This window comes from Kribbella sp. NBC_00359, assembly GCF_036097425.1.
Taxonomy (GTDB): Bacteria; Actinomycetota; Actinomycetes; order Propionibacteriales; family Kribbellaceae; genus Kribbella.
Genome location: NZ_CP107975.1, coordinates 4,351,423 through 4,371,637, shown reverse-complemented (window position 1 = coordinate 4,371,637; position 20,215 = coordinate 4,351,423). Strand labels below are relative to the sequence as shown.

Here is a 20,215-nt window from a genome sequence, read left to right as displayed (position 1 = left end):
CCACCGCCACCCGGACCCGGTCAACGCCTGGACGCTTACCCCACGATGACGGGATTCCCTTGCCTACCAAGGGCTCTCGGCCGGTCACAGCTGGAAACCAGGCACTCACCGGTCGACCAAGTCAGGGGAACGCCTACGCTGGCTGTCATGGTCGACGTACTAGGTGGTGCGGGTGGGGTCCTGACCGAGGACGAAGTGATCGGCTTCGTGCGTGGGTCGCTGGCCGGTGCGGGGCTCGAGGGGCGCAGTGTGTGCGTGATCGTCCCGGACGCCACTCGCAGCTGCCCGCTCCCGCTGCTGCTGCGGGCCGTCCACGGCGCCCTCGACGGCCGCGTCTCCCGGCTCACCATCTTGGTTGCCCTGGGCACCCACGCGGAGATGACCCCCGAGCAGCTCCGCGAACATCTCGGCGCCGACTACCCGAACGTGATCAATCACGAATGGTGGAAGCCGGACACCTTCGCCGATCTCGGCACGATCAGCTCGGACCGGGTCGGCGAGATCTCCGACGAGATGCTGCGCGACGAGGTCCCGGTGCGGCTCAACCGTGCCGTGGTCGAGCACGACGTCGCGCTCGTCGTCGGGCCGGTGTTCCCGCACGAGGTGGTCGGCTTCTCCGGCGGCAACAAGTACTTCTTCCCGGGCGTAGCGGGCCAGGAGGTCATCGACCTGAGTCATTGGCTGGGCGCCCTGATCACCAGTGCAAGCATCATCGGTACGCCGGGCACCACACCGGTCCGCGCACTCATCGACGAGGCCGCCTCGATGATCCCGGCGGAGAAACTCGCGCTCTCGGTCGTCGCGCAGTCCGGCACCGACGCCCTGCACGCGATCGCCTTCGGCGACACGATCTCGTCGTGGCAGGCCGCCGCCGAGATCTCCGCGCAGACCCACGTCCGGTACGTCGACCACCCGGTCGAACGAATCGTGTCGGTGATGCCGTCGAAGTACCAGGACATCTGGACCGCGGCCAAGGGCTTCTACAAGGTCGAGCCGATCGTCGCGGACGGCGGCGAGGTCATCCTCTACGCCCCGCACGTCACCCAACTGGCGGCGATGCACCCGGAGATCGAGGAGATCGGCTACCACTGCCGCGACTACTTCCTCGGCCAGTGGGAGCAGTTCCGCGACCTGCACTGGGGCGTCCTCGCGCACTCCACCCACCTGCGCGGCGCCGGCAGCTGGGATCCCGCCACCGGCGAGCATCTCCGCGTCCGGGTCACCCTCGCCACCGGCATCCCGGAGGACGTCGTCCGCCGGGCCAACCTCGGCTACCTGGATCCAGCGACCGTCGACCTGGCCGCGTACGACGAGGACCCCGGCACGCTCGTCATACCCAATGCCGGCGAGATCCTGCACCGGTTGATATAGGCAGTTCCTACCGAGGCGGCACCGGCGGCGGCCGCCTTACAACGGATGGAATCGATCCACGACCATCCGGAGAGCCACACCATGCTGTCTTCCGTACGACGATCCGGCGCACTGCTGCTGGCGGCCTGCACCCTGCTCGCCGGGGTCACGACCGCGGCGGCCGAAGCCGTCCCGAAGCTGACCTGGAAGCCGTGTGACGGCGGCTTCGAGTGCGCGACCGCGAAGGTCCCGCTCGACCACCGCAAGCCCGGTGGGCAGAAGATCGAGCTCGCGATGATCCGCAAGCCGGCCACCGACCAGGCGCATCGGATCGGCTCGATCTTCGCGCTGCCCGGTGGTCCCGGTCAGAGCGGCCTCGACATCATCCGCAGCCAACCACCGCAACTGCTCCAGCTCTTCGCGAAGTTCGACGTCGTCGGCTTCGACCCGCGCGGGATCGGCGCGAGCCGGCCTGCTCTCGACTGCGGGTCCGCCCACGCCGGAACGGTCCGCCACAGCCGCGCCGACGTCGTCGACAGAGCGTCGTACGAGAAGACGATGCGGGCCTATCAACAGGCTTGTCTGCAACGAAATCCCGCGCTGCTGCCGCACATGAGTACGGCGAACACGGCCCGCGATCTCGACCTGCTCCGGCAGACGGTCGGTGATCAGAAGCTGACCGCGCTCGGGATCTCGTACGGCACCAACATCGGCGCGACGTACCTGAGCATGTTCCCCGGCCGGACCCGCGCGATGGTGCTCGGCAGCGCCGAGGACGTCCGCGGCAGCAACGCCCGGCCGGTCGAGACGTGGCGGAGCCAGACCGCGTCCTTCGAGAACGAGCTCGACCGGTTCTTCGCCGCGTGCGCCGCGGCCGGTCCGCGCTGCGGGTTCGGCGGCCGTGATCCGGAGACGGCGTTCGACGCACTCGTTGCCAAGCTCAACAAAACACCATTGCCCGCGGACGATCCCCAGGCACCGCCGGTGACCGGCGACGAGGTGCTGTCGGCTGCCACCGCCGCGATGTACGCGACCAGGTTCTGGCCGGTGTTCGCCGACGCGCTGGCCAAGGCCGAGGGTGGCGACGCCAACCCGATGGCAGCCTTCGCCCGGGCCGACGACGGCTTCGGATCCGCCGACGTGTTCAACGCCGTGACGGCGGTCGACGCGAACTGGCCCACCGGTCCCCGCGAGCGCTACTACGCCGACGGGCTCGACAACCTCGCGATGTTCGACCACTTCTGGTGGCTCGGCGGCGGCCTGGACGACATGTACTACGGCACCTGGCCGGTCGAGGACCGCGACGCGTACCACGGCCCGATCAGCAACCCCGCCGGGGCGCCGCCGGTCCTCGTCGTCAGCAACACCCACGACCCGGCCACGCCGTACGTCGGCGCGAAGCGGCTGACCGCGGACCTCGGCAACGCCCGCCTGCTGACCTACCAGTCCGACGGCCACAACTCGATCACCACCGGTGACCCGTGCCTGCTCGGCCCGATCGTCACTTACCTCCACGACGGGACGACGCTGCCGCCAGAAGGAACCGTGTGCGTGAACCACACAGAACCATTCCCAGCCGGGTGACTCGCCGGTAACCTCGGCTGGTATGGCTGAGGTTGTCATCGTGGGTTCCGGGTTCGCCGGGTTGTGTATGGGCATCAAGTTGCAGCAGGCCGGGTGTGAGGACTTCGTCATCCTGGAGAAGGCGGACGACCTCGGCGGCACCTGGCGGGACAACACGTATCCCGGCTGCGCCTGCGACATCCCGTCGTACCTCTACTCGTTCTCGTTCGAGCAGAACCCGGGCTGGACGCGGATGTTCGCACCATGGGACGAGATCCTCGCCTACCTGCGGCACTGCGCGGACAAGTACGGGATCGCGGACCGGATCCGGTACGGCGCGGAGGTCACCGAGGCGGTGTTCGACGAGGCGACCGGCCGGTGGACCGTGACCGTGAACGGCTCGGAGACGATCGAGACCCAGGCCCTGGTCGCGGGCGTCGGCAGCCTGCACCAGCCCAAGCTCCCCGACCTCCCGGGTCTCGACTCCTTCGGCGGTACGACGTTCCACTCGGCGCAGTGGGATCACTCCCAGGACCTGCGCGGGCGGAACGTCGCGGTGATCGGGACCGGGGCGTCGGCGATCCAGTTCGTGCCGCAGATCGCCCCGGAGGTCGCCCAGCTCGACGTCTACCAGCGGACGCCACCGTGGATCACCCCGAAGCCGGATCGCTCGATCGGCCCGTGGGAGCGCCGATTGCACGAGCGGTTCCCGGCCGGGCAGCGGGCGATCCGGAACGCCGTCTACTGGGGACTCGAGGGCCGCGGCGCCGGCTTCGCGGGCAACCCGAAGCTGATGAAAGGCCTTGAACTCCAGGCGAAACGGCACCTGCGCAAGCAGGTCGCCGATCCCGAACTGCGCGCCAAGCTGACCCCGGACTACCAGATCGGCTGCAAGCGGATCCTGCTCTCGAACGACTACTACCCCGCGCTCACCCGGCCGAACGTCGACGTCGTCACCACCCCGATCGCGCGGGTCACGCCGACCGGCGTGGTCACGAGCAACGGGACCGAGCGGGCCTGCGACACGATCGTGCTCGGCACCGGCTTCGAAGTGTCGGCCAACCTGACCCGGATGCCGATCCTGGGCAAGGACGGCGTCGACCTGGCCGACCACTGGAAGCGCACCGGCATCGGCGCCCACCTCGGCATCACCGTTGCCGGCTACCCCAATCTCTTCCTGCTGGTCGGGCCGAACACCGTGCTCGGCCACTCCTCGATGGTCTTCATGATCGAGGCCCAGGTCCGCTACGTGATGCAGGCCCTGCACCTCCTGCGGCGCCGGGGAGCGTCGTACGTCGAGGTCCGCGAGGACGCCCAGGAGCGGTTCGTCGACGGGGTCCAGAGCGAACTGGACGAGACCGTCTGGCATTCGGGCTGCAACAGCTGGTACCTGGATGCCGCCGGCCGCAACTCGACCACCTGGCCCGAGTTCACCTTCTCCTACTGGCGCCGCACCCGCCGCCTCGACCCAGCAGACTTCGTGCTGGTCCATTAGGGGTTTCCCCGCACTCCTGAAGTAGGAGTGGGCAGGGTTCGCCGTACGACCTTGGGATGAAGGCAAGACCGGTCCTCGGGCCGATGTCCGGACGGCTCCACTGAAGGATTCTTGAGGTATGGAAATCCTTCAGATCGCTGGAGCGGCAGTCATCGTGATCGGCATCGTGCTCACGGTCCTGCTCGCCATCGTGCCTTCGGTCGTCGACCGGTAAGTCTCCCGTCAGGGAGTCAGTCGGCGGACAAGTGGACCAGCAGGTCCTGCCGGGTCAGGACGCCCACCGGCTTGCCGTCGTCCAGCACCATCAGGGCGTCCCGGCCCTCGAGCAGCTCGACCGCCTTGGTGACCGGTTCGCCGGCGCCCAAGGACGGCAGTGCCGGGTCCATGTGCAGCTCGACCATGTCGGCCAGCCGCGCCTTGCCGGAGTACAGGGCGTCCATCAACGTCCGCTCCGACACCGCGCCGGCCACCTCGGCCGCCATCACCGGCGGCTCGGCCCGGACGACCGGCATCTGCGAGACGCCGTACTCGCGCAGGATCTCGACCGCCTCGGCGATCGTCTCGTGCGGGTGGGTGTGCACCAGCGGCGGCAGGCTGCCGTCCTTGCCGGCCAGGATCTCGCCGAGCGTGACGCCGTGCCGGGCGTGCGCGAGGAACCCGTACTGCGCGAGCCAGTCGTCGTTGAAGACCTTGGTCAGGTAACCGCGACCGCCGTCCGGCAGCAGTACGACGATGACGGCTTCCGGGTCGTCGACCTCGTGGGCCAACCGGATCGCCGCCGCGGCCGCCATGCCCGCCGAACCGCCGACCAGCATGGCCTCCTCGCGGGCCAGCCGCCGGGTCAGCGCGAACGAGTCCGCGTCCGACACCTCGATCACCCGGTCGCAGATGGTCCGGTCATACGTCTCCGGCCAGAAGTCCTCGCCGACGCCCTCGACCAGGTACGGCCGGCCGGTGCCGCCGGAGTACACGGAGCCCTCCGGGTCGGCGCCGATGATCTGCACCTTCCCGCCGGAGACCTCCTTGAGGTACTTCCCGACGCCCGTGATCGTGCCGCCGGTGCCGATCCCCGCGACGAAGTGGGTGATCTTCCCCTCGGTCTGCTCCCACAGCTCCGGACCGGTGGTCTCGTAGTGTGAGCGCGGGTTGTTCTGATTGGCGTACTGGTTCGGCTTCCAGGCGCCCTCGATCTCGCGGACCAGGCGGTCGGAGACGTTGTAGTAGGAGTCCGGGTGCTCCGGCGCGACCGCGGTCGGGCAGACCACGACCTCCGCGCCGTACGCCTTGAGCACGTTGCGCTTGTCCTCGCTGACCTTGTCCGGGCAGACGAAGACGCACTTGTAACCCTTCTGCTGGGCGACCATCGCGAGCCCGACGCCGGTGTTGCCGGAGGTCGGCTCGACGATCGTGCCGCCGGGCTTGAGCTCGCCGGAGGCCTCCGCGGCCTCGATCATCCGGACCGCGATCCGGTCCTTCACCGAGCCGCCGGGGTTGAAGTACTCGACCTTGGCGAGCACGAGCGGCTTGGCGCCGTCGGTCGTCTTCCCCAGCTTCACGAGCGGGGTGTTGCCGACCAGGTCCAGGAGAGATTCTGCGTAGCGCACAGCTTCACTGTAGTGATCTGCGCGGCGTTCCCCTATTTTGACTTGCATCGCTGTCACAGCGTGTAATCCTTGACTCATGAGTAGAGTCGGGGCCGCGAAGCGACTGGCCCAGGCCGCAGCCGTGGGGGGCGGGGGACTCGGGCTCATCGGTGCCACGTTGTACGGCGTACTGACCGCTGAGGCCGAGTATGCCAAGCGGGTGATCGGACCGATGCGCTACTACCCGACTCCGGGCGACGGCCTGTTCGGCCGGTATCCAGGACGTCCGATCACGTTCGCCATGATCGGCGATTCCAGTGCCGCCGGTTACGGCACGGACTCGCCGGACGAGACCCCGGGCGTGCTGCTGGCGTCCGGCCTGGCCGAGCTGGCCCAGCGTCCGGTGCGGCTGGCCGACGTGTCGAAGACCGGCGCGAAGTCGACCGATCTGGCCGCCCAGGTCGACGCCGCGCTGCAGGCCGGACCGCATGTGGCCGTCATCCTGATCGGCGTCAACGACGTGAAGGCGAAGATGCCACCGTCAACCTCCGTTCGGCTGCTGTCGACCGCGGTCCGCAGGTTGCGGGCCGCGAACTGTGAGGTGGTGGTGGGTACCTGTCCGGACCTCGGCGTGATCCGGACGATCATGCCGCCGCTGCGGCAGGTCGCCCGGTCCTGGGGCCGCCGACTGGCCGCCGCTCAGACCATCGCAGTGGTCGAGGCAGGCGGCCGGTCCGTGTCTCTGGGCTCTCTGCTCGGCGAGGTGTTCCGGACCAACCCGTCGATGTGGGGGCGGGACAACTTCCACCCCTCCGCCACCGGGTACGCCGCCGCCTCCGCCGCACTGCTGCCGTCGGTGGCGGCAGCGATGGGGGTCGGGCCGGAGTCCTTCGTGCCACCGGAGACGTTCCGGGGCGAGGCGATCCTGCCGATCGCCGAAGCCGCGGTCCAGGCCGCCCAGACCGCCGGGACCGAGGTCGCGGCCACCGAGGTCGCCGGGCGCGAGCGTGGTCCGCGGGGTCGCTGGGCGACCCTCCGCCATCGCCGGCGGCACCCGGAGGCCGACGTGGAGCGCGTCGACGAGGGGACCGCGGACGCCGTACCAGTGGGGAAGTGAACCGGGTCCCCGGATTCTTCAGGTTGTGCGTCCGCTGAGCGGCGACATACATGAAGAAGGTCTTGCCTGTGGGCGTCCTCGTGGTGCACAGTCGATAACTACGCGGTACCCCGATAAACGGGAGGCGAAGATGGGCTTGAGCCACTCCGAGGAGACGCACCAGCGTCTGGTGGAGAGGGTGCCCAGGTGCACCGGACGCGAGATGACCGAGTGGTTCGAGCTGATGAACGACGGACCGTCGTTCCTGCGCTTCGATGACAGAGTGAGATGGCTTTCCAGCGAGTACGCCCTCGCGCACGGGCACGCAACCGCCATCGTCCACGAGTACGACCTGGTCAAGGCGCACCGGCGAATGGGCTGACGAGCCGAACAGGAGTCTGAGAAAACAGAAGGCCTGCCCTTTCAGGTGGAGGGGCGGGTCTTCTTTGTGTGTTCCGCACTGTGCGGAACAGCCGAAGGGCCGGCCCAGGTGGGCCGGCCCTTCGGTTCGTTCGTCGGGGGTCAGTCGCCGCCGCGGAGGATGGCGAGGATGCGCAGGATGTTCCAGTAGAGCCACACCAGGGTGACGGTCAGGGCGAACGCTGCCCGCCAGGCCTCGTTCTGCGGGGCGCCGTTGCGGACACCCTGCTCGATCAGATCGAAGTCGAGGATCAGGTTGAAGACCGCCAGGCCGGCGCCGAGCGCGGCGAACACCAGGCCCATCACGCCGAATCCGGCGATGCCGGTGTTGACGCCGAACAGGCTGGCGACGAAGTTGATCAGGATCACGCCGGCGAAGCCCATCGTCGCGATGATCACCATCTTGGTGAATCGCGGCGTCACCTTGATCGCGAAGTACTTGTACGTCGCCAGCGTCAGAGCTGCGGTCACCAGGGTCGCGAGCACCGCCTGCACGATGATGCTCGGGTCACCGACCCAGTTCGCGATGAACTTGCTGCCGATCCCGAGGAAGACGCCCTCGGCCGCGGCATAGACCATCACCAGGACCGGGCTCACCTTGCGGGAGAACGACAGCACCATCGCGAGCACGAAGGCCAGCAAGGCACCGGCCAGGAAGACCGGGTTGACGAGGTTGTCCGGCGTCCGCCACCAGGCGAGCGCGGCGGCCACGACGACCACGGCGAGAGTCAGGCTGGTCTTGACGATGACGTCGTCCAACGTCATGGGGCGGCTGCCGACCGGAGCACCTTGGTACTGCTGCGGCGGGACACCTGGCCCGCCGGAGCCGTACGGACCAGGCTGGCCGTAGGGAGCGGCGCCCGGATACGCCTGGCCGTGGCCAGGCGCGAAGGCACTCGACCGGTTCAGGACCGGGTTACTGCTCTGCATGTCATCCTCCTGGGGACCCACATCCGGGGCCGTATCGAGATACTACGGTCCCACCCTTAACAACATCTGAGAATCGACCCGTTGTTCCCCAACCGAAATCCCAGCAGGAAAACGGTTGCACAATCCAATCGGTTGCCGTTCAAAAGCCGGCTTCGCCTGCTGCAAGTTCTCCCGCCCGGAGGGACAGTTCTCGATCATCCACCTGCGCATCATGGCGTACGGCGGCATGTCCCCCTAGGTGTTCGCGGTTTGCTGCTCGTCGTACTCGGCGCGGGAGGCGTGGATCTGGCGGGCGTGGGTCACCGACCATTCGGCAATGGCGGCGGTCAGGCGGCCGGCTTCGACCCGCGCGGACACCGGGGAGGAGGTGTACGGCGTCGTCTACCCGCCGCAGGGTGCGTACGCCGAGTTCACCGTCGCGAGCCTCGATCGCTTGGCCGGCAAGCCATCCACGGCCGACTGGGTCCACGCGGCCGCCCTTCCCACTGCCGGGCTGACGGCGTACCAGCCCCTGGTGGGCCTCGCGAAGATCGGGCCGGGGGCTCGTGTCCTGATCCACGCCGCGGCCGGCGGTGTCGGCCACCTCGCCGTCCAGATTGCCAAGGCCCGCGGCGCTTACGTGATCGGCACGGCTCGTGCGGTGAAGCACGACTTCCTGCGCGGGCTCGGCGCCGACGAGCTGATCGACTACTACTCACGGTCTGACGGCGTCGTGCCTGTATGGGCAGGCACGACGCCGGACCGGCGGCCACCCGGGACGTCTTGCTCCCGCAGGCCGGTCAGAGGGGACGGCGCAGTGCTGTCAGAGGTGGGGGTGCAGTGCCTCGTGGCTGGAGAGGGCGGCGCCGACCTGGTCCGCCAGGGCAACAGCGACGAGACGCTGTTCGAGGTCGGGGCGGGCGATCCGGGCGGCCGCGGTGAGCAGGAAGCGGCCGCGGGTCTCGCCGGCGTGCTGGACGGCGAGCTCGATCTCGGAGTTGGTCGGCAGGCCGTCGCGTTCGACCTTCAGTTCGTGGCTGCCGCGCGTCACGGAGCCGTCCGCGTTCAGCCGCGGCGCCTGCGTTTGCTTGTCGCCGGCAACGAACTTGACCCCGTCGATCCCCAGGACGGCGGTCAGTTCGGCGCGCACCTGCTCGATCAGGTCGTCCGTGGACCCACCGGCCGCGACCGCCTGCGAGGTGGTGATCACGCCGTCCAGGAAGCCGCGATGCCGGGACGCCCGGGCTTGTTGCCTGCGGCCCCAGATCGCGATCTCGGTGACCGCGGCGCCGATCAGCACCAGCAGCACGGTCAGCTCGACGTCGGAGCTGCTGTTGATCGTGAAGGTGTTGTACGGCACGGTCAGGAAGAAGTCGAACCACACCGCGCTCGACACCGCTGCCAGCACCCCGGCGAGCCGGATGCCGAACGCCGCGACCGCGACGATCACCACCACCAGCAGCAGGGCGGCGTTCGCGTTGTCGAAGTTGTCGCGAAACGGGGTCAGCAGCGCACAAACGGCCGGAGGCACGAGCAGCGAACCCGCCAGCACCAGATTGCGGTAACTCTCCACACTCCTATTCACTCTCGCAACGCCCCGCCGATCAACCTTTCTCACAGAGCTCTGTCGCGCTTACCGTGGTCCGATGTCCGAGATCACCCGCGTCCGGCCCGCCGAGGACGCCGACGAACGCAGTACGCTCACCGGCCTGCTCGACTTTTGCGCTCAACCGTCGAGCTCAAACTCACCGGCCTGGCCGACGCCCAGGCGTTCGCCCGACCGGTCCATCCGTCCGCGCTGACACCGGCGGGCATCGTCAAGCATCTGACGGCGGTGGAGCGGTTCTGGTTCGCGATCGACTTCGCGGGGCTCGACATCGAATGGCCGTGGACCGAGGAGGATCCGCACGGCGGTTTCCCGATCGCTCCCGGCGACACGGTCGATGGCGTGCTGGCGTCGTACCGGGCCGAATGCGCCCGCTCGCGCGAGATCGCGGCGGCGGCCGCCTTCGACGATCGCGCCCGTTCGGACGGCATGACCTTCACGCTTCGGTACGCCGTGGCCCACCTGATCGAGGAGACCGCTCGCCACCTCGGCCACCTCGACATCCTCCGGGAGTCGACCGACGGTCAGGTGGGCGAGTAAACCGGTCGCGGGTGAGGCTGCCGGTGCATAGGTTGGTCGGTCATGGCAGAGCCTTACCGCATTCGCCCGGCCACGGCGGCCGACATCGCCTTCCTCACGCACGTCACCCTCGAAGCGACCCGCGCCCAGGGCCGCCTGGCCGCCGACGTCGACGAGGCGGAGTGGCACGCCGGGTTCGGCGCGTGGCACCGTGAGCTGCTCGCGGACGAGTCGTCCACGCTGAGCGTGATCGAGCTCGACGGCCGCCCGGTCGGCCGCCTCCGAGTCAGCCGAACCATGGAATCCATCCAGCTCAACGGGATCCAGCTCCTGCCGGAGGTCCAGAACCGCGGGATCGGTACGGCGATCATCACCGGACTGCAGTCCGAGGCGGCGAGTACCGGCGTACCGCTGGATCTCGGCGTGGAATGGGACAACCCGGACGCTCGGCGGCTCTATGACCGCCTCGGCTTCCGCAAGATCGGCGAGGAAGCGGATGGGGACAAGCTGCGCTGGCTCTCACCCGCCGCGGCCCGGCAGAACGAGATCTGGAACGCCGACACCGCGCGGAGGTACGACACCCCGGGCAGTGGGATGTTCGCGGCCGACGTACTCGGGCCGACCGTGGATCGGCTGGCCGAACTGGCCGGCGATGGCCGGGCGCTCGAGTTCGCGATCGGCACCGGGCGGGTCGCCGTACCGCTGGCGGAACGCGGCGTGCCGGTCAGTGGGATCGAGTTGTCCACGGCGATGCTCGAGCAGCTGCGGACGAAGGCCGACGAGGCCGCGATCCCGGTGACCGTCGGCGACATGTCCGCCGTCCGCGTGCCGGGCGAGTTCACCCTCGTCTATCTGGTCTTCAACACGATCTCCAACCTGCTCACGCAGGAGGAGCAGGTCGCGTGCTTCCGCAACGCCGCCCGCCACCTCTCCCCCGGCGGCCGCTTCGTGATCGAGCTCTGGGTCCCCGAACTCCGCCGCCTCCCACCCGGCATCCCGGCCACGGTCGGGGTCGCCGACTCCGGCTACATCCTCTTGGACACGTACGACGTACTGCAGCAACACGTCGTCTCACACCACTTCCACTTCGGCGAAGGCACCCAGGCAGAACTCTTCCGCAGCCCCCACCGCTACATCTGGCCCGCCGAACTAGACCTGATGGCCCAACTAGCCGGCCTAACTCTCGAATCCCGCCAATCCGACTGGACCGGCACCGAGTTCACCGCCGACTCCCCCTCCCACATCTCCGTCTACCGCCTCACCCCAGAAGCCGAGTAGATACCGGTCGCGCTCCGGTCGGGCTGACGGCGTTTGCGGTTGTGTGTCGGTGGGGGTTGGCGCTGGTCGGGCGGGGGTACGGGCCTCACCATGAGGGGATGAGAGGTCACCCGGAGGGGGGACTGTTCGGTGGGTGAGATCACCCGCGAGAGGGTTTGTGAAATCTTTCACGAGTGCTTAGCGTTGAAGTGAACATGAAGTCTGAAGCCCACTCAGGGAGAGTGAACCGCATGACTGCCCAAGTGCCGCACATCCTCGTCGTCGGAGGCGGTTACGTCGGGATGTACACCGCGTACGGCCTGCGCCGCGCGGCTCGCAAGGGCCGGATCCGGGTGACCGTCGTCGACCCGCGGTCGGTGATGACCTACCAGCCGTTCCTGCCAGAAGCCGCGGCCGGCTCGGTGGAGCCGCGGCACGTCGTGGTGCCGCTGCGTAAGACCCTCAAGGGCTGCCGGGTGGTGACCGGCCGGGTGACCGGCATCGACCACGCGCACAAGGTCGCCAAGGTGATGCCCGAGGAGGGCCCGGAGTACGAGCTGGCCTACGACCAGATCGTGGTCGCGCTCGGCTCGATCGCCCGGACGCTGCCGATCCCCGGCCTGGCCGAGGAGGCCACCGGGTTCAAGAACGTCGAAGAGGCGATCGCCCTGCGCAACAAGGTGCTGGACCGCCTCGACGTCGCGTCGTCCCAGCCGGACCCGGTGCTGCGCAAGTCCGCGTTGACCTTCGTCTTCATCGGCGGCGGGTACGCCGGGGTCGAGGCGTTCGCGGAGCTCGAGGACATGGCCCGCTACGCGACCCGGTACTACGACAACATCAAGCCCGAGGACATGCACTGGGTGCTGGTCGAGGCCACCGACCGGATCCTGCCCGAGGTCGGCCCGGATCTCGGCAAGTACACCGTGGACCAGCTCCGCAAGCGCAACATGGACATCCGGCTGGAGACCCGGCTGGAGTCCTGCGAGAAGGGCCACGTCGTACTCAGCGACGGCGACGAGTTCGACGCCGACACGATCGTCTGGACCGCCGGCGTGAAGGCGAACCCGGCTTTGGCCGCGACCGACTTCCCGCTGGACGAGAAGGGCCGCGTCAAGGCACTGGCCAACCTGCGGATCGAGGGTGTCCCCGACGCCTGGACCGCCGGCGACAACGCCGCCGTACCCGACCTGACGAGCGAGACCGGCGCGTACTGCGCTCCGAACGCCCAGCACGCCGTACGCCAGGCCCGCCAGCTCGCCGCGAACATCCTCCGGGTGGTCGACGGCCAGCCGCCGCAGGACTACGAGCACAAGTACGTCGGCTCGGTCGCGAGCCTCGGTCTGCACAAGGGCGTCGCCCAGCTGTACGGCGTGAAGGTCAAGGGCTGGCTGGCCTGGTTCCTGCACCGGACCTACCACGTGTCCCGCGTCCCCACCTTCAACCGCAAGGCACGCGTCATCCTCGACTGGACGCTGGCGTTGTTCTTCCGCCGCGAGGTCACCAGCCTCGGCAGCCTCCAGACCCCGAACGAAGAGTTCCGCCGCGCGACGCAGTCCTGACCAGTGGTTCCTGGTCGTACGACGACGCCGGTCTGGTTGCCTAGTGCAACAGATCGGCGTCGTGGACCAGGAGCGCGATCTGCACGCGGTTGTTCAGATCGAGTTTGGTCAGGATGCGGGAGACGTGTGTCTTCACGGTCGGGACGCTGAGATAGAGGGTCGCGCTGATCTCGGCGTTCGATTTGCCCTCGCCGACCGCGACGGCGATCTCCCGCTCACGGTCGTTCAGGCCGGCGAGACGGGCGGCCGCCTTGGCCTTGCGGTTGTCCTGACCTGAGGCGGCGACGCGGGTGATCAGCCGCTTGGTGACGGCCGGCGAGAGTACGGGCTGTCCGGCGGCCACCCGCCGTACCGAATCGACGATCTCGGCTGGCGGGGTGTCCTTCAGCACGAAGCCGGCGGCCCCGGCACGGAGTGCGCGGAGCACGTGCTCGTCGGCGTCGAATGTGGTCAGGATGACGACCTCGGGCGCGCCCGGACGCCGCCGTACGGCCTCCGTCGCGGTCAGGCCGTCGGTGCCGGGCATCCGGATGTCCATCAGGATGACGTCCGGCGCCAACTGGTCGATCAGCCCCTGTACGCCGCTGCCGTCCCCGGCCTCGCCGACCACGCGGAGGTCCGGCGCGCCGCCGAGCATCAGCTTCAGCCCAGCGCGCAGCAGCGGATCGTCGTCGACAATCAGGACCCGAATCGTCATGCCGGCCACGGTAGCCAAGCGAAGAGCCGGAACTCGCCGTCGGGGGTGCGGCCGTGCTCAATCCGTCCCTCTACCAGGGCCGCGCGCTCCGTCAATCCCTTCAAACCTTGCCCATCCCCTCGTCTGCGGTTCGGCGCGGGGTTGCGGAGCTCCACCTCCAAGCCGTTGCCCGGGGCACCGGATACGGTGATCTGGACGGGCTCGCCGGGCGCGTGCTTGAGCGCGTTGGTGAGCCCCTCCTGCACGATCCGGTACGCCGTACGCCCGACGTGCTCGGGGAGTGCGCCGGGCGCGTCCAGCACCAACTCCACCGGCAGCCCGGCCTTGCGCGAACCCTCCACCAGCACGGGCAGATCGGCGAACGTCGGCTGCGGCAGCTCCCCCACCGGGGCCCGCAGTACGCCGATCACCTCGCGAAGGTCCTGCAACGCCTGGTGTGCGCTGGCCCGGATGATCTCGGCGGCCCCGGCGACCTCCGCGGTGGACGCGTCCGGGCGATAGGCCAGCGCGCCGGCGTGCACGCTCAGCAGGGACAGTCGATGGCCGAGGACGTCGTGCATCTCGCGGGCGATCTCCTCGCGAGCCCGCAGCTGGGCCTGCTCGGCCTCCAGCCTGGCGACGGTCTCGGCGCGTTCGGCGCGATCCCGCAGAGTCTGCAGGAGCTGGCGGCGCGATCGGATGTAGAGACCCCAGCCGGCCACCGCGATGTAGATCGCGATGGCGGCGACCATGAGCGCTGTTCCGTCGGCCTTGTGCCGGACCTGGATGTACACGAGCAGGCTGACCGCGTTGGCCACGAAGATCAGTAGCGATGTACGCCAGGGCTTGTGGATCGCGACCGTCATGATCAGGACCAGCGCCGCCCCGCTGGCCGCCTCGGAGTAGATCGTGACCACGGCGGCCACCAGGGCCAGCTGGACCGGCCATCGGCGGCGGAACCAGAGCGTCAAGCACAGCGCCATCCCCGACACGAAGTCGAACGCGAGCAGGCCCCGGTGGACGGGGTCGTTCTCGCCCTCGCTGAACGTCCAGATCCCGAACAGGATCGCGAGCACGAAGACGATGCTGTCCACGATCCAGTCCCGCCTGCTGCGACGGCGCTGCGTAGACCTGGTCATGTCTCGAATCTAGCGGTGCGTAAGCGCTCTCCAGGGCACTTGTGGCTGTCCGCATACCGAAGTCGCTTTCTCGAGCTACTTAGGTCGGCGGTAGGTTTCCGGGCATGAGTCAGCTCGCCGTCACCGTCATCGGCCCGGATCGCCCGGGCATCATCGCGGACGTCACCGAGGCCCTGGCCGGGACCGGGGTCAACCTCGAGGACTCCACCATGACGCTGCTGCGCGGTCATTTCGCGATGATGATCGTCTGCTCCGGGCCGTACGACGAGGTGAAGGCCGCAGTCGAGCCACTGCGCGGTGAGCTGGTGATCACGGTGCGCCGGGTCGGCCCCGAACACGAGCACGCGCCGATCGGAGCGCCGTACATGCTGAGCGTGCACGGCGCCGACCGGCCCGGGATCGTGGCCGCCGTGACGCGGATGATCGCGTCGGCCGGCGGGACGATCACGGACCTGGCGACCCGGCTCAGCGGGGAGCTGTACGTGCTGACCGCGGAGGTCGAGCTGCCGCCGTCCGCCGACCTGGACATGCTCTACCGCGCACTGGACATCACCGCCGAGGAGCTCGGCGTCGGCGTCACCTTGCGCCCGGCCGAGAGCGACGACCTGTGACCGTGGCCGAATTGATCTCCGGCTGGAATCCTTCGCAGCTCGGCGTGGCCGGTGAGGTTCTCGAGGTGGTCCGCGCTCCGCACCCGGTCCTGGCGACCGAGGGCGCGACGGTGGATCCGCTCGATCCGGCGATGATCCAGCTCGCGGCGGATCTGGTCGCAACCATGCGGGTGTCGCCGGGTTGCGTCGGTCTGGCGGCGCCCCAGGTCGGCGTGGCGGCGCAGATGTTCGCCCTCGACGTGACCGATCACCCGAAGGCGCGCACCCGCCACGGCGTCTTCGTGCTTTGCAACGCCGTCGTCGTCGAGGCGACCCGGCAGGAGAAGGGCCGCGAGGGCTGCATGTCCGTCCCCGACTTCACCGGAGACGTCAAACGCGCCACCCGCCTGACCGTCACCGGCGTCCTCCCCGGTACGACGGACGCCCTCACCATCACCACCGACGCCTTCGAGGCCCGCGCCCTCCAGCACGAGATCGACCACTGCAACGGCCAACTCTTCCTCGACCGCGTCGCCGGCGCCCACGCCGTCTACCCCCGCAAGGTCTACAAGTAACTTGTAACCTCAAGGCGAGCCGGCTGGCCCGGGTGGCGGAACGGCAGACGCAGCGAGCTTAAACCTCGCAGCCGAAAGGCATACGGGTTCGAATCCCGTCCCGGGCACCAGCGTGGTCGAGCCCACGCGCGCTACGCAGCCACTCCTTCGTCGCGCCCGCTACGCCCGCTCCCACCCACCCCGGCTCAGCGCCGGTGCGTTCTTTGCCCGCTACCGCGAGCGGTGATCGGCTACCGCCGACCTCTGCGGGTTACCGCGCGACCGACCGCCCCCACCTCTCGCCGTCCCCTGGTTAGCGAGCTCGCTCGTGATGGTGGGCACGTTCCGCTGGTGGTTCCTCCAAGGGGAGCGGCTCAACTGCCACCGTCGACGTGATGTCGCCACCTGTCGTCAAGACGCTGGCTCGCGGTGCCGGAGTGGGCGGACGCGCCGTACCAGCGCAGCACTCGCAGCGCCCTCAAGGTGTTCCACCGGCTGGGCGCGCCGTCGGGTTCCTCGAACCGGAAGTGGACCGCGCCGGAGTGGTTGTTCTCGAGCAGCCAACGCCCGTCGGGTTGGCGCTTTGCGCGGACGCGTTCGATCGCTTCGGTCAGCCGCGGATCCGGAATGCCCCCGCGCCGGGCGAAGTACTCCGTGGCTTTGAGCAGGTCGTAGTGCCAGCGTGGGGGGTAGGAGAACGATGCCCACTCCGGGTTGACCACCTCGCCCGTGCGTAACGACCGGAAGAGGTTGCGCCGGAGCAAGTACTCCTCTCCGTTCCGGCGAGCCCGGCGGACCTCCTCAGATCCGCCGGTATGGCGCTCCCACCTCAGCAGAGCGTCGATCACGTCCAGGGTGCTTGCGAAAGATGCTGGCGCTGGGCGCGTCTCGGCCCAGCAGTTCCAGCCACCATCCGGCATCTGGTCGGCCATGAGCCGCCGCACCACCGGGTCGACGTCGACGCCCAGGTAGGTACCGATCAGGATCGTGCCGGCGTTGATGCAGCAGTCCACCTCGCCGGCGAAGAACGGCAGCCCGTCGTACTCCCATCGGCAGTTGCGGGCTACCAGGCGTGCGGTCTCTTGCATGACCGGAGTGTCCGGGGGTATGCCCAGGTGGAACAGGTCGAGCAGGACCGGGTACGTCGCGGTCCACGGCTGGCCCGGCTCGGCACTCGACCCGTCGGTCGGTGCCTCGGCCGGTTCCGCGTCGGACGACGGCCAAGGCGGTGGTGGCTCACCGGCAGCCAGAGCCCGCGCAGTGGCCGCTGCGAACGCCGCGGTATCCGGAAAGCAGGCCCCGTTCGCCCACAGACCATCAGGAGCCCGCAGCGCCAGCAGCCGAGCACCCCAGCCCTCGTGCTCCACCCGCGCTCGCTCGGTCGCCACCTCTGTCTCCGAGGCGTTGACGAGGTCGCGCAGCACCTGCCAGCGGATCGCCGGATCGCCCTGCAGCAGCCACTGCACAACCGGATCGTCCTCGGCCATCGGCGGCGTTCGTGGCTGGTAAGGGCCCTGATTGTCCGTCGGCTCCATCCCTAATCCTCACCTTCGCCCGACGCTACGAACGCCCGAGTCGCCAGCGCTGAGGGCAACCAACGCTCCCCCGGCGCGGTTGCATGCCTCGCTCGACAAGTCGCTCACTGAGGCGTTCGGGATCGTCCACCCTCCGAAAGGTAGCGGACATTCAGGCTGATAGGCATCCGCTCATGGCCGCCGAGAGGGAAGCGCGGTCATGCCGATGACAGCGCGTTGGCGTCGACCGAGGCTCGCCGGGCGCCGTGCTGCGCAGACCTACGCGCTCAGCACGAAGACGAACTCCTCGATGCCGTCGTCGGATGCCGGCGCTTTCGCCTCCTGTACGCGATCGCGCCGAAAGCCACACTTCTCCAGAACGCGGATCGAGCCGACGTTGTGCACCGCGACATGGGCGTACAGCGGCCGGATCGACACCTCGTCCACGAGCCGGGCGAGCGCCTGCGTCGCGACGCCGCGGCCCCAAAACTCGCGTCCGACCCAGTAGCCGAGCAGACGCTGCCCATTCTCCGGCCAGCAGCCGATGTGTCCCGCCACCATGCCATCGGCAACGATGGTGCGCGCAACCAGGTTGTCGTCGGCGCGGACTTTCGCCCAGTGCGCCGCGAACTGATCCTTGTCACGAGCCGGAAACGCCGCCATCTCGACCGCCTGCGGATCCGCCTGGTGGTCAAAGAACACGTCGATATCCCGATCTTCGACACTCCTGAGACGCACCACGGTTGTCACGTCGTGGACCCCGGTCATGTCCAATCACTCCTTCGCGATAGGCCTCGGTCAACCACCGTGGGTACGCGGGCCGGCCACCCGAGACCGACCACCGCCACGCACCCACCACCTCGACGCCCCGACTATCTCACCGACCACCGACAACATGGTCCCCGCAAACGCCCCTGATGTGCCGCTCATGCCGATGATCGGGCTTCAGCCTTGGCTGTCCCACGGACCCTTCATCCACATCTCCAACACGCGCAGGTAGTCCGCCAGGCAACGTCGCCCCCTGCGGCGGTGCGGGGCGCCGGCAATGAGGCGGGAATGTCTACGGCTGCGACAGCAGTTCGATGCGTCGCCGAAGCTGCTTGGGAAGATACAAGCCCGAGTACACCATCGTGCAGCCGGCAAACGCGTAGAGCACCGCCCAGAGTGAGGCGGACAGCGCCGCTCCCACAGAACCGATCAGCATCACTCCGCCAAGAGCCGCGGTGAGCCTAGGTCCTGGTTGCCAGCGCGATCTGATCAGACCGTCGGCCGCGATCCGGAGTGCCGCGGCCCGGACCTCGGGATCGTCCGGTACTGGCCCCCGCATAGCAGCACGCCGCGCGAGTGCCACTTTGTCAGCGGATAGACCGCCCCCAAGCTCGTCGCGTTTACGCTGCCAGCCGGGCTCCAACCACCAGACGGATACCGTAGCGACACCCGCGGCGATGACGGCCATGATTCCGGATGCCGCCCAGCTCGCCTCGGTGACGACCTTGACGAAGAGCCCCACTCCCGCTCCGCCGGTCACGCCACCCCAGAGCGCGAACAGCCACCTGGGCGGATCGGAGAAATAGCTCTGCACGGGGATCATCCTCCCGAACCAACCCGCTGCGCGCCACCGTCTGCAATGCCGGCGTTATGAAGGACGGCAGGGCGCCGCCAAGATGGCGATCCGCTCGACATAGCACGGCCATTTCATTCACCGTATGGCGACGTGATCTGGCGGCGGAGTGCCTGCCAGGGCGGTCGGCGGCACGCACCCATCGTCGTACCCAGCTCGCCCGGCCACTCCCGCCGACCGACCAGACGCTCCACCTCCAGCGTCTCCGTTGTTGGGCTGTAACCCGGTCGCGCTGGAGGAGGAAAGCGCCATGTGAGGAGGCCGAATGCATGCGGAACCGACATCCTGACGTGCCGATGGCCGCGCGTTGAAGTTCAGGGGCGGGCGCCGAGCATCGCGTCCACCAGCGCCGTGCCTAAGAGTTCGTGGGCGAGCGGAGGCAACTCCTCAGGCTCGAACCAACGGATCTCGTCATGTTCATCGGGAGCGACGTTCGTCGGCGTTCCCTGCCACTCATCGACAAGCCAGGCGCTGAGGCGTACGGATTCCCCTCCGCGTCCTGCGTCCAGACGACACAGATGGACCGCCGAGCCTGTTGCTATCTGCACGCCCAGTTCCTCGTGCATCTCCCTCCTGAGCGCAGCCAGCTCTGTCTCGCCTGTCTCGATGTGTCCACCGGGCAGATCCCACACACCCGGATACGCGCGGCGGTTCGGGCTCCGGTGGACAAGTAGGACTCGACCTTCGCGAACCAGCGCCGCGACAACGACCTCGTGCATGGAGGGATTAGAGCATGGCCATCCGACAAGCAAACGTCCGGAACT

The 20,215-nt window shown here is 68.5% G+C and carries 20 protein-coding genes, 1 tRNA gene and 1 pseudogene; 12 read left to right on the top strand and 10 right to left on the bottom strand.

What is annotated here, in order from left to right; genetic code table 11:
• The first annotated feature begins 147 nt into the window (after positions 1 to 147).
• From OG876_RS21470 to OG876_RS21460, 3 genes are read left to right on the top strand one after another with little or no spacing between them, the layout of a single operon-like run.
• Positions 148 to 1,371: a lactate racemase domain-containing protein gene (locus OG876_RS21470; RefSeq protein WP_328526681.1), complete on the top strand. Its 1,224-nt coding sequence runs from the start codon at positions 148 to 150 to the stop codon at positions 1,369 to 1,371.
• Between the two features lie 45 nt (positions 1,372 to 1,416).
• A complete protein-coding gene (locus tag OG876_RS21465) occupies positions 1,417 to 2,934 on the top strand; it encodes an alpha/beta hydrolase (protein ID WP_328526680.1) in 1,518 nt (505 codons plus the stop codon).
• A gap of 22 nt (positions 2,935 to 2,956) precedes the next feature.
• Positions 2,957 to 4,408, top strand: coding sequence for a flavin-containing monooxygenase (locus OG876_RS21460; protein ID WP_328526679.1), 1,452 nt, complete (start codon positions 2,957 to 2,959; stop codon positions 4,406 to 4,408).
• A 230-nt stretch (positions 4,409 to 4,638) separates the two neighbouring features.
• On the opposite strand, the gene OG876_RS21455 is transcribed toward OG876_RS21460, so the two are convergent.
• Positions 4,639 to 6,012 (bottom strand): cystathionine beta-synthase, encoded by a 1,374-nt coding sequence (locus tag OG876_RS21455; RefSeq protein WP_328526678.1) that lies wholly within the window; start codon positions 6,010 to 6,012, stop codon positions 4,639 to 4,641.
• Between the two features lie 76 nt (positions 6,013 to 6,088).
• Here OG876_RS21455 and OG876_RS21450 point away from each other — a divergent pair, with 76 nt between their 5' ends.
• Positions 6,089 to 7,108, top strand: a complete 1,020-nt coding sequence (locus tag OG876_RS21450; protein ID WP_328526677.1) for an SGNH/GDSL hydrolase family protein — start codon at positions 6,089 to 6,091, stop codon at positions 7,106 to 7,108.
• 130 nt (positions 7,109 to 7,238) lie between these two features.
• Positions 7,239 to 7,469, top strand: coding sequence for a DUF4287 domain-containing protein (locus OG876_RS21445; protein WP_405068816.1), 231 nt, complete (start codon positions 7,239 to 7,241; stop codon positions 7,467 to 7,469).
• Positions 7,470 to 7,609: 140 nt separating this feature from the next.
• Here OG876_RS21445 and OG876_RS21440 read toward each other — a convergent pair whose 3' ends face one another.
• Positions 7,610 to 8,437 (bottom strand): Bax inhibitor-1/YccA family protein, encoded by an 828-nt coding sequence (locus tag OG876_RS21440; RefSeq protein WP_328526675.1) that lies wholly within the window; start codon positions 8,435 to 8,437, stop codon positions 7,610 to 7,612.
• Between the two features lie 234 nt (positions 8,438 to 8,671).
• Complete coding sequence (locus tag OG876_RS21435; protein ID WP_328526674.1) at positions 8,672 to 8,794, bottom strand: hypothetical protein; 123 nt, start codon at positions 8,792 to 8,794, stop codon at positions 8,672 to 8,674.
• On the opposite strand from OG876_RS21435, the pseudogene OG876_RS21430 reads away from it, so the two are divergent.
• A pseudogene (locus OG876_RS21430) lies at positions 8,754 to 9,140 on the top strand (zinc-binding dehydrogenase); the annotation flags it as partial. The gene OG876_RS21435 and the pseudogene OG876_RS21430 overlap by 41 nt on opposite strands.
• A gap of 99 nt (positions 9,141 to 9,239) precedes the next feature.
• Here OG876_RS21430 and OG876_RS21425 read toward each other — a convergent pair.
• Positions 9,240 to 9,989: a DUF4118 domain-containing protein gene (locus OG876_RS21425; protein ID WP_328526673.1), complete on the bottom strand. Its 750-nt coding sequence runs from the start codon at positions 9,987 to 9,989 to the stop codon at positions 9,240 to 9,242.
• A gap of 147 nt (positions 9,990 to 10,136) precedes the next feature.
• Here OG876_RS21425 and OG876_RS21420 point away from each other — a divergent pair, with 147 nt between their 5' ends.
• The 3 genes from OG876_RS21420 to OG876_RS21410 all read left to right on the top strand — a co-directional run bounded on the left by OG876_RS21420 (position 10,137) and on the right by OG876_RS21410 (position 13,357).
• A complete protein-coding gene (locus OG876_RS21420; protein WP_328526940.1) occupies positions 10,137 to 10,562 on the top strand; it encodes a DinB family protein in 426 nt (141 codons plus the stop codon).
• A gap of 42 nt (positions 10,563 to 10,604) precedes the next feature.
• On the top strand, positions 10,605 to 11,819 hold the full coding sequence (locus OG876_RS21415) for a GNAT family N-acetyltransferase (protein WP_328526672.1): 1,215 nt from the start codon (positions 10,605 to 10,607) through the stop codon (positions 11,817 to 11,819).
• Positions 11,820 to 12,049: 230 nt separating this feature from the next.
• On the top strand, positions 12,050 to 13,357 hold the full coding sequence (locus OG876_RS21410; protein ID WP_328526671.1) for an NAD(P)/FAD-dependent oxidoreductase: 1,308 nt from the start codon (positions 12,050 to 12,052) through the stop codon (positions 13,355 to 13,357).
• 40 nt (positions 13,358 to 13,397) lie between these two features.
• On the opposite strand, the gene OG876_RS21405 is transcribed toward OG876_RS21410, so the two are convergent.
• Both OG876_RS21405 and OG876_RS21400 read right to left on the bottom strand, forming a co-directional pair.
• Positions 13,398 to 14,054, bottom strand: coding sequence for a response regulator transcription factor (locus OG876_RS21405; RefSeq protein ID WP_328526670.1), 657 nt, complete (start codon positions 14,052 to 14,054; stop codon positions 13,398 to 13,400).
• Positions 14,051 to 15,172, bottom strand: a complete 1,122-nt coding sequence (locus tag OG876_RS21400) for a sensor histidine kinase (RefSeq protein ID WP_328526669.1) — start codon at positions 15,170 to 15,172, stop codon at positions 14,051 to 14,053. Before OG876_RS21400 ends, OG876_RS21405 begins: the two co-directional genes overlap by 4 nt.
• A gap of 104 nt (positions 15,173 to 15,276) precedes the next feature.
• Here OG876_RS21400 and OG876_RS21395 point away from each other — a divergent pair, with 104 nt between their 5' ends.
• The 3 genes from OG876_RS21395 (at position 15,277) to OG876_RS21385 (ending at position 16,447) form a co-directional block, all read left to right on the top strand.
• The gene (locus OG876_RS21395; RefSeq protein ID WP_328526668.1) at positions 15,277 to 15,783 is read left to right on the top strand and encodes a glycine cleavage system protein R; all 507 of its coding nucleotides are present in this window, start codon (positions 15,277 to 15,279) and stop codon (positions 15,781 to 15,783) included.
• 2 nt (positions 15,784 to 15,785) lie between these two features.
• Positions 15,786 to 16,337 carry a peptide deformylase gene (gene def / locus OG876_RS21390; RefSeq protein ID WP_328526667.1) on the top strand — a complete coding sequence of 184 codons (552 nt, stop codon included), beginning with the start codon at positions 15,786 to 15,788 and terminating at the stop codon, positions 16,335 to 16,337.
• Between the two features lie 26 nt (positions 16,338 to 16,363).
• A tRNA-Leu gene (locus OG876_RS21385) sits at positions 16,364 to 16,447 on the top strand.
• Positions 16,448 to 16,690: 243 nt separating this feature from the next.
• Here OG876_RS21385 and OG876_RS21380 read toward each other — a convergent pair.
• The 4 genes from OG876_RS21380 to OG876_RS21365 all read right to left on the bottom strand — a co-directional run bounded on the left by OG876_RS21380 (position 16,691) and on the right by OG876_RS21365 (position 20,170).
• Positions 16,691 to 17,851: a squalene cyclase gene (locus tag OG876_RS21380; RefSeq protein WP_328526666.1), complete on the bottom strand. Its 1,161-nt coding sequence runs from the start codon at positions 17,849 to 17,851 to the stop codon at positions 16,691 to 16,693.
• Positions 17,852 to 18,109: 258 nt separating this feature from the next.
• On the bottom strand, positions 18,110 to 18,598 hold the full coding sequence (locus OG876_RS21375; protein WP_328526665.1) for a GNAT family N-acetyltransferase: 489 nt from the start codon (positions 18,596 to 18,598) through the stop codon (positions 18,110 to 18,112).
• 292 nt (positions 18,599 to 18,890) lie between these two features.
• The gene (locus OG876_RS21370; protein ID WP_328526664.1) at positions 18,891 to 19,421 is read right to left on the bottom strand and encodes a hypothetical protein; all 531 of its coding nucleotides are present in this window, start codon (positions 19,419 to 19,421) and stop codon (positions 18,891 to 18,893) included.
• Positions 19,422 to 19,765: 344 nt separating this feature from the next.
• The gene (locus OG876_RS21365; protein ID WP_328526663.1) at positions 19,766 to 20,170 is read right to left on the bottom strand and encodes an NUDIX domain-containing protein; all 405 of its coding nucleotides are present in this window, start codon (positions 20,168 to 20,170) and stop codon (positions 19,766 to 19,768) included.
• Positions 20,171 to 20,215 lie beyond the last annotated feature (45 nt).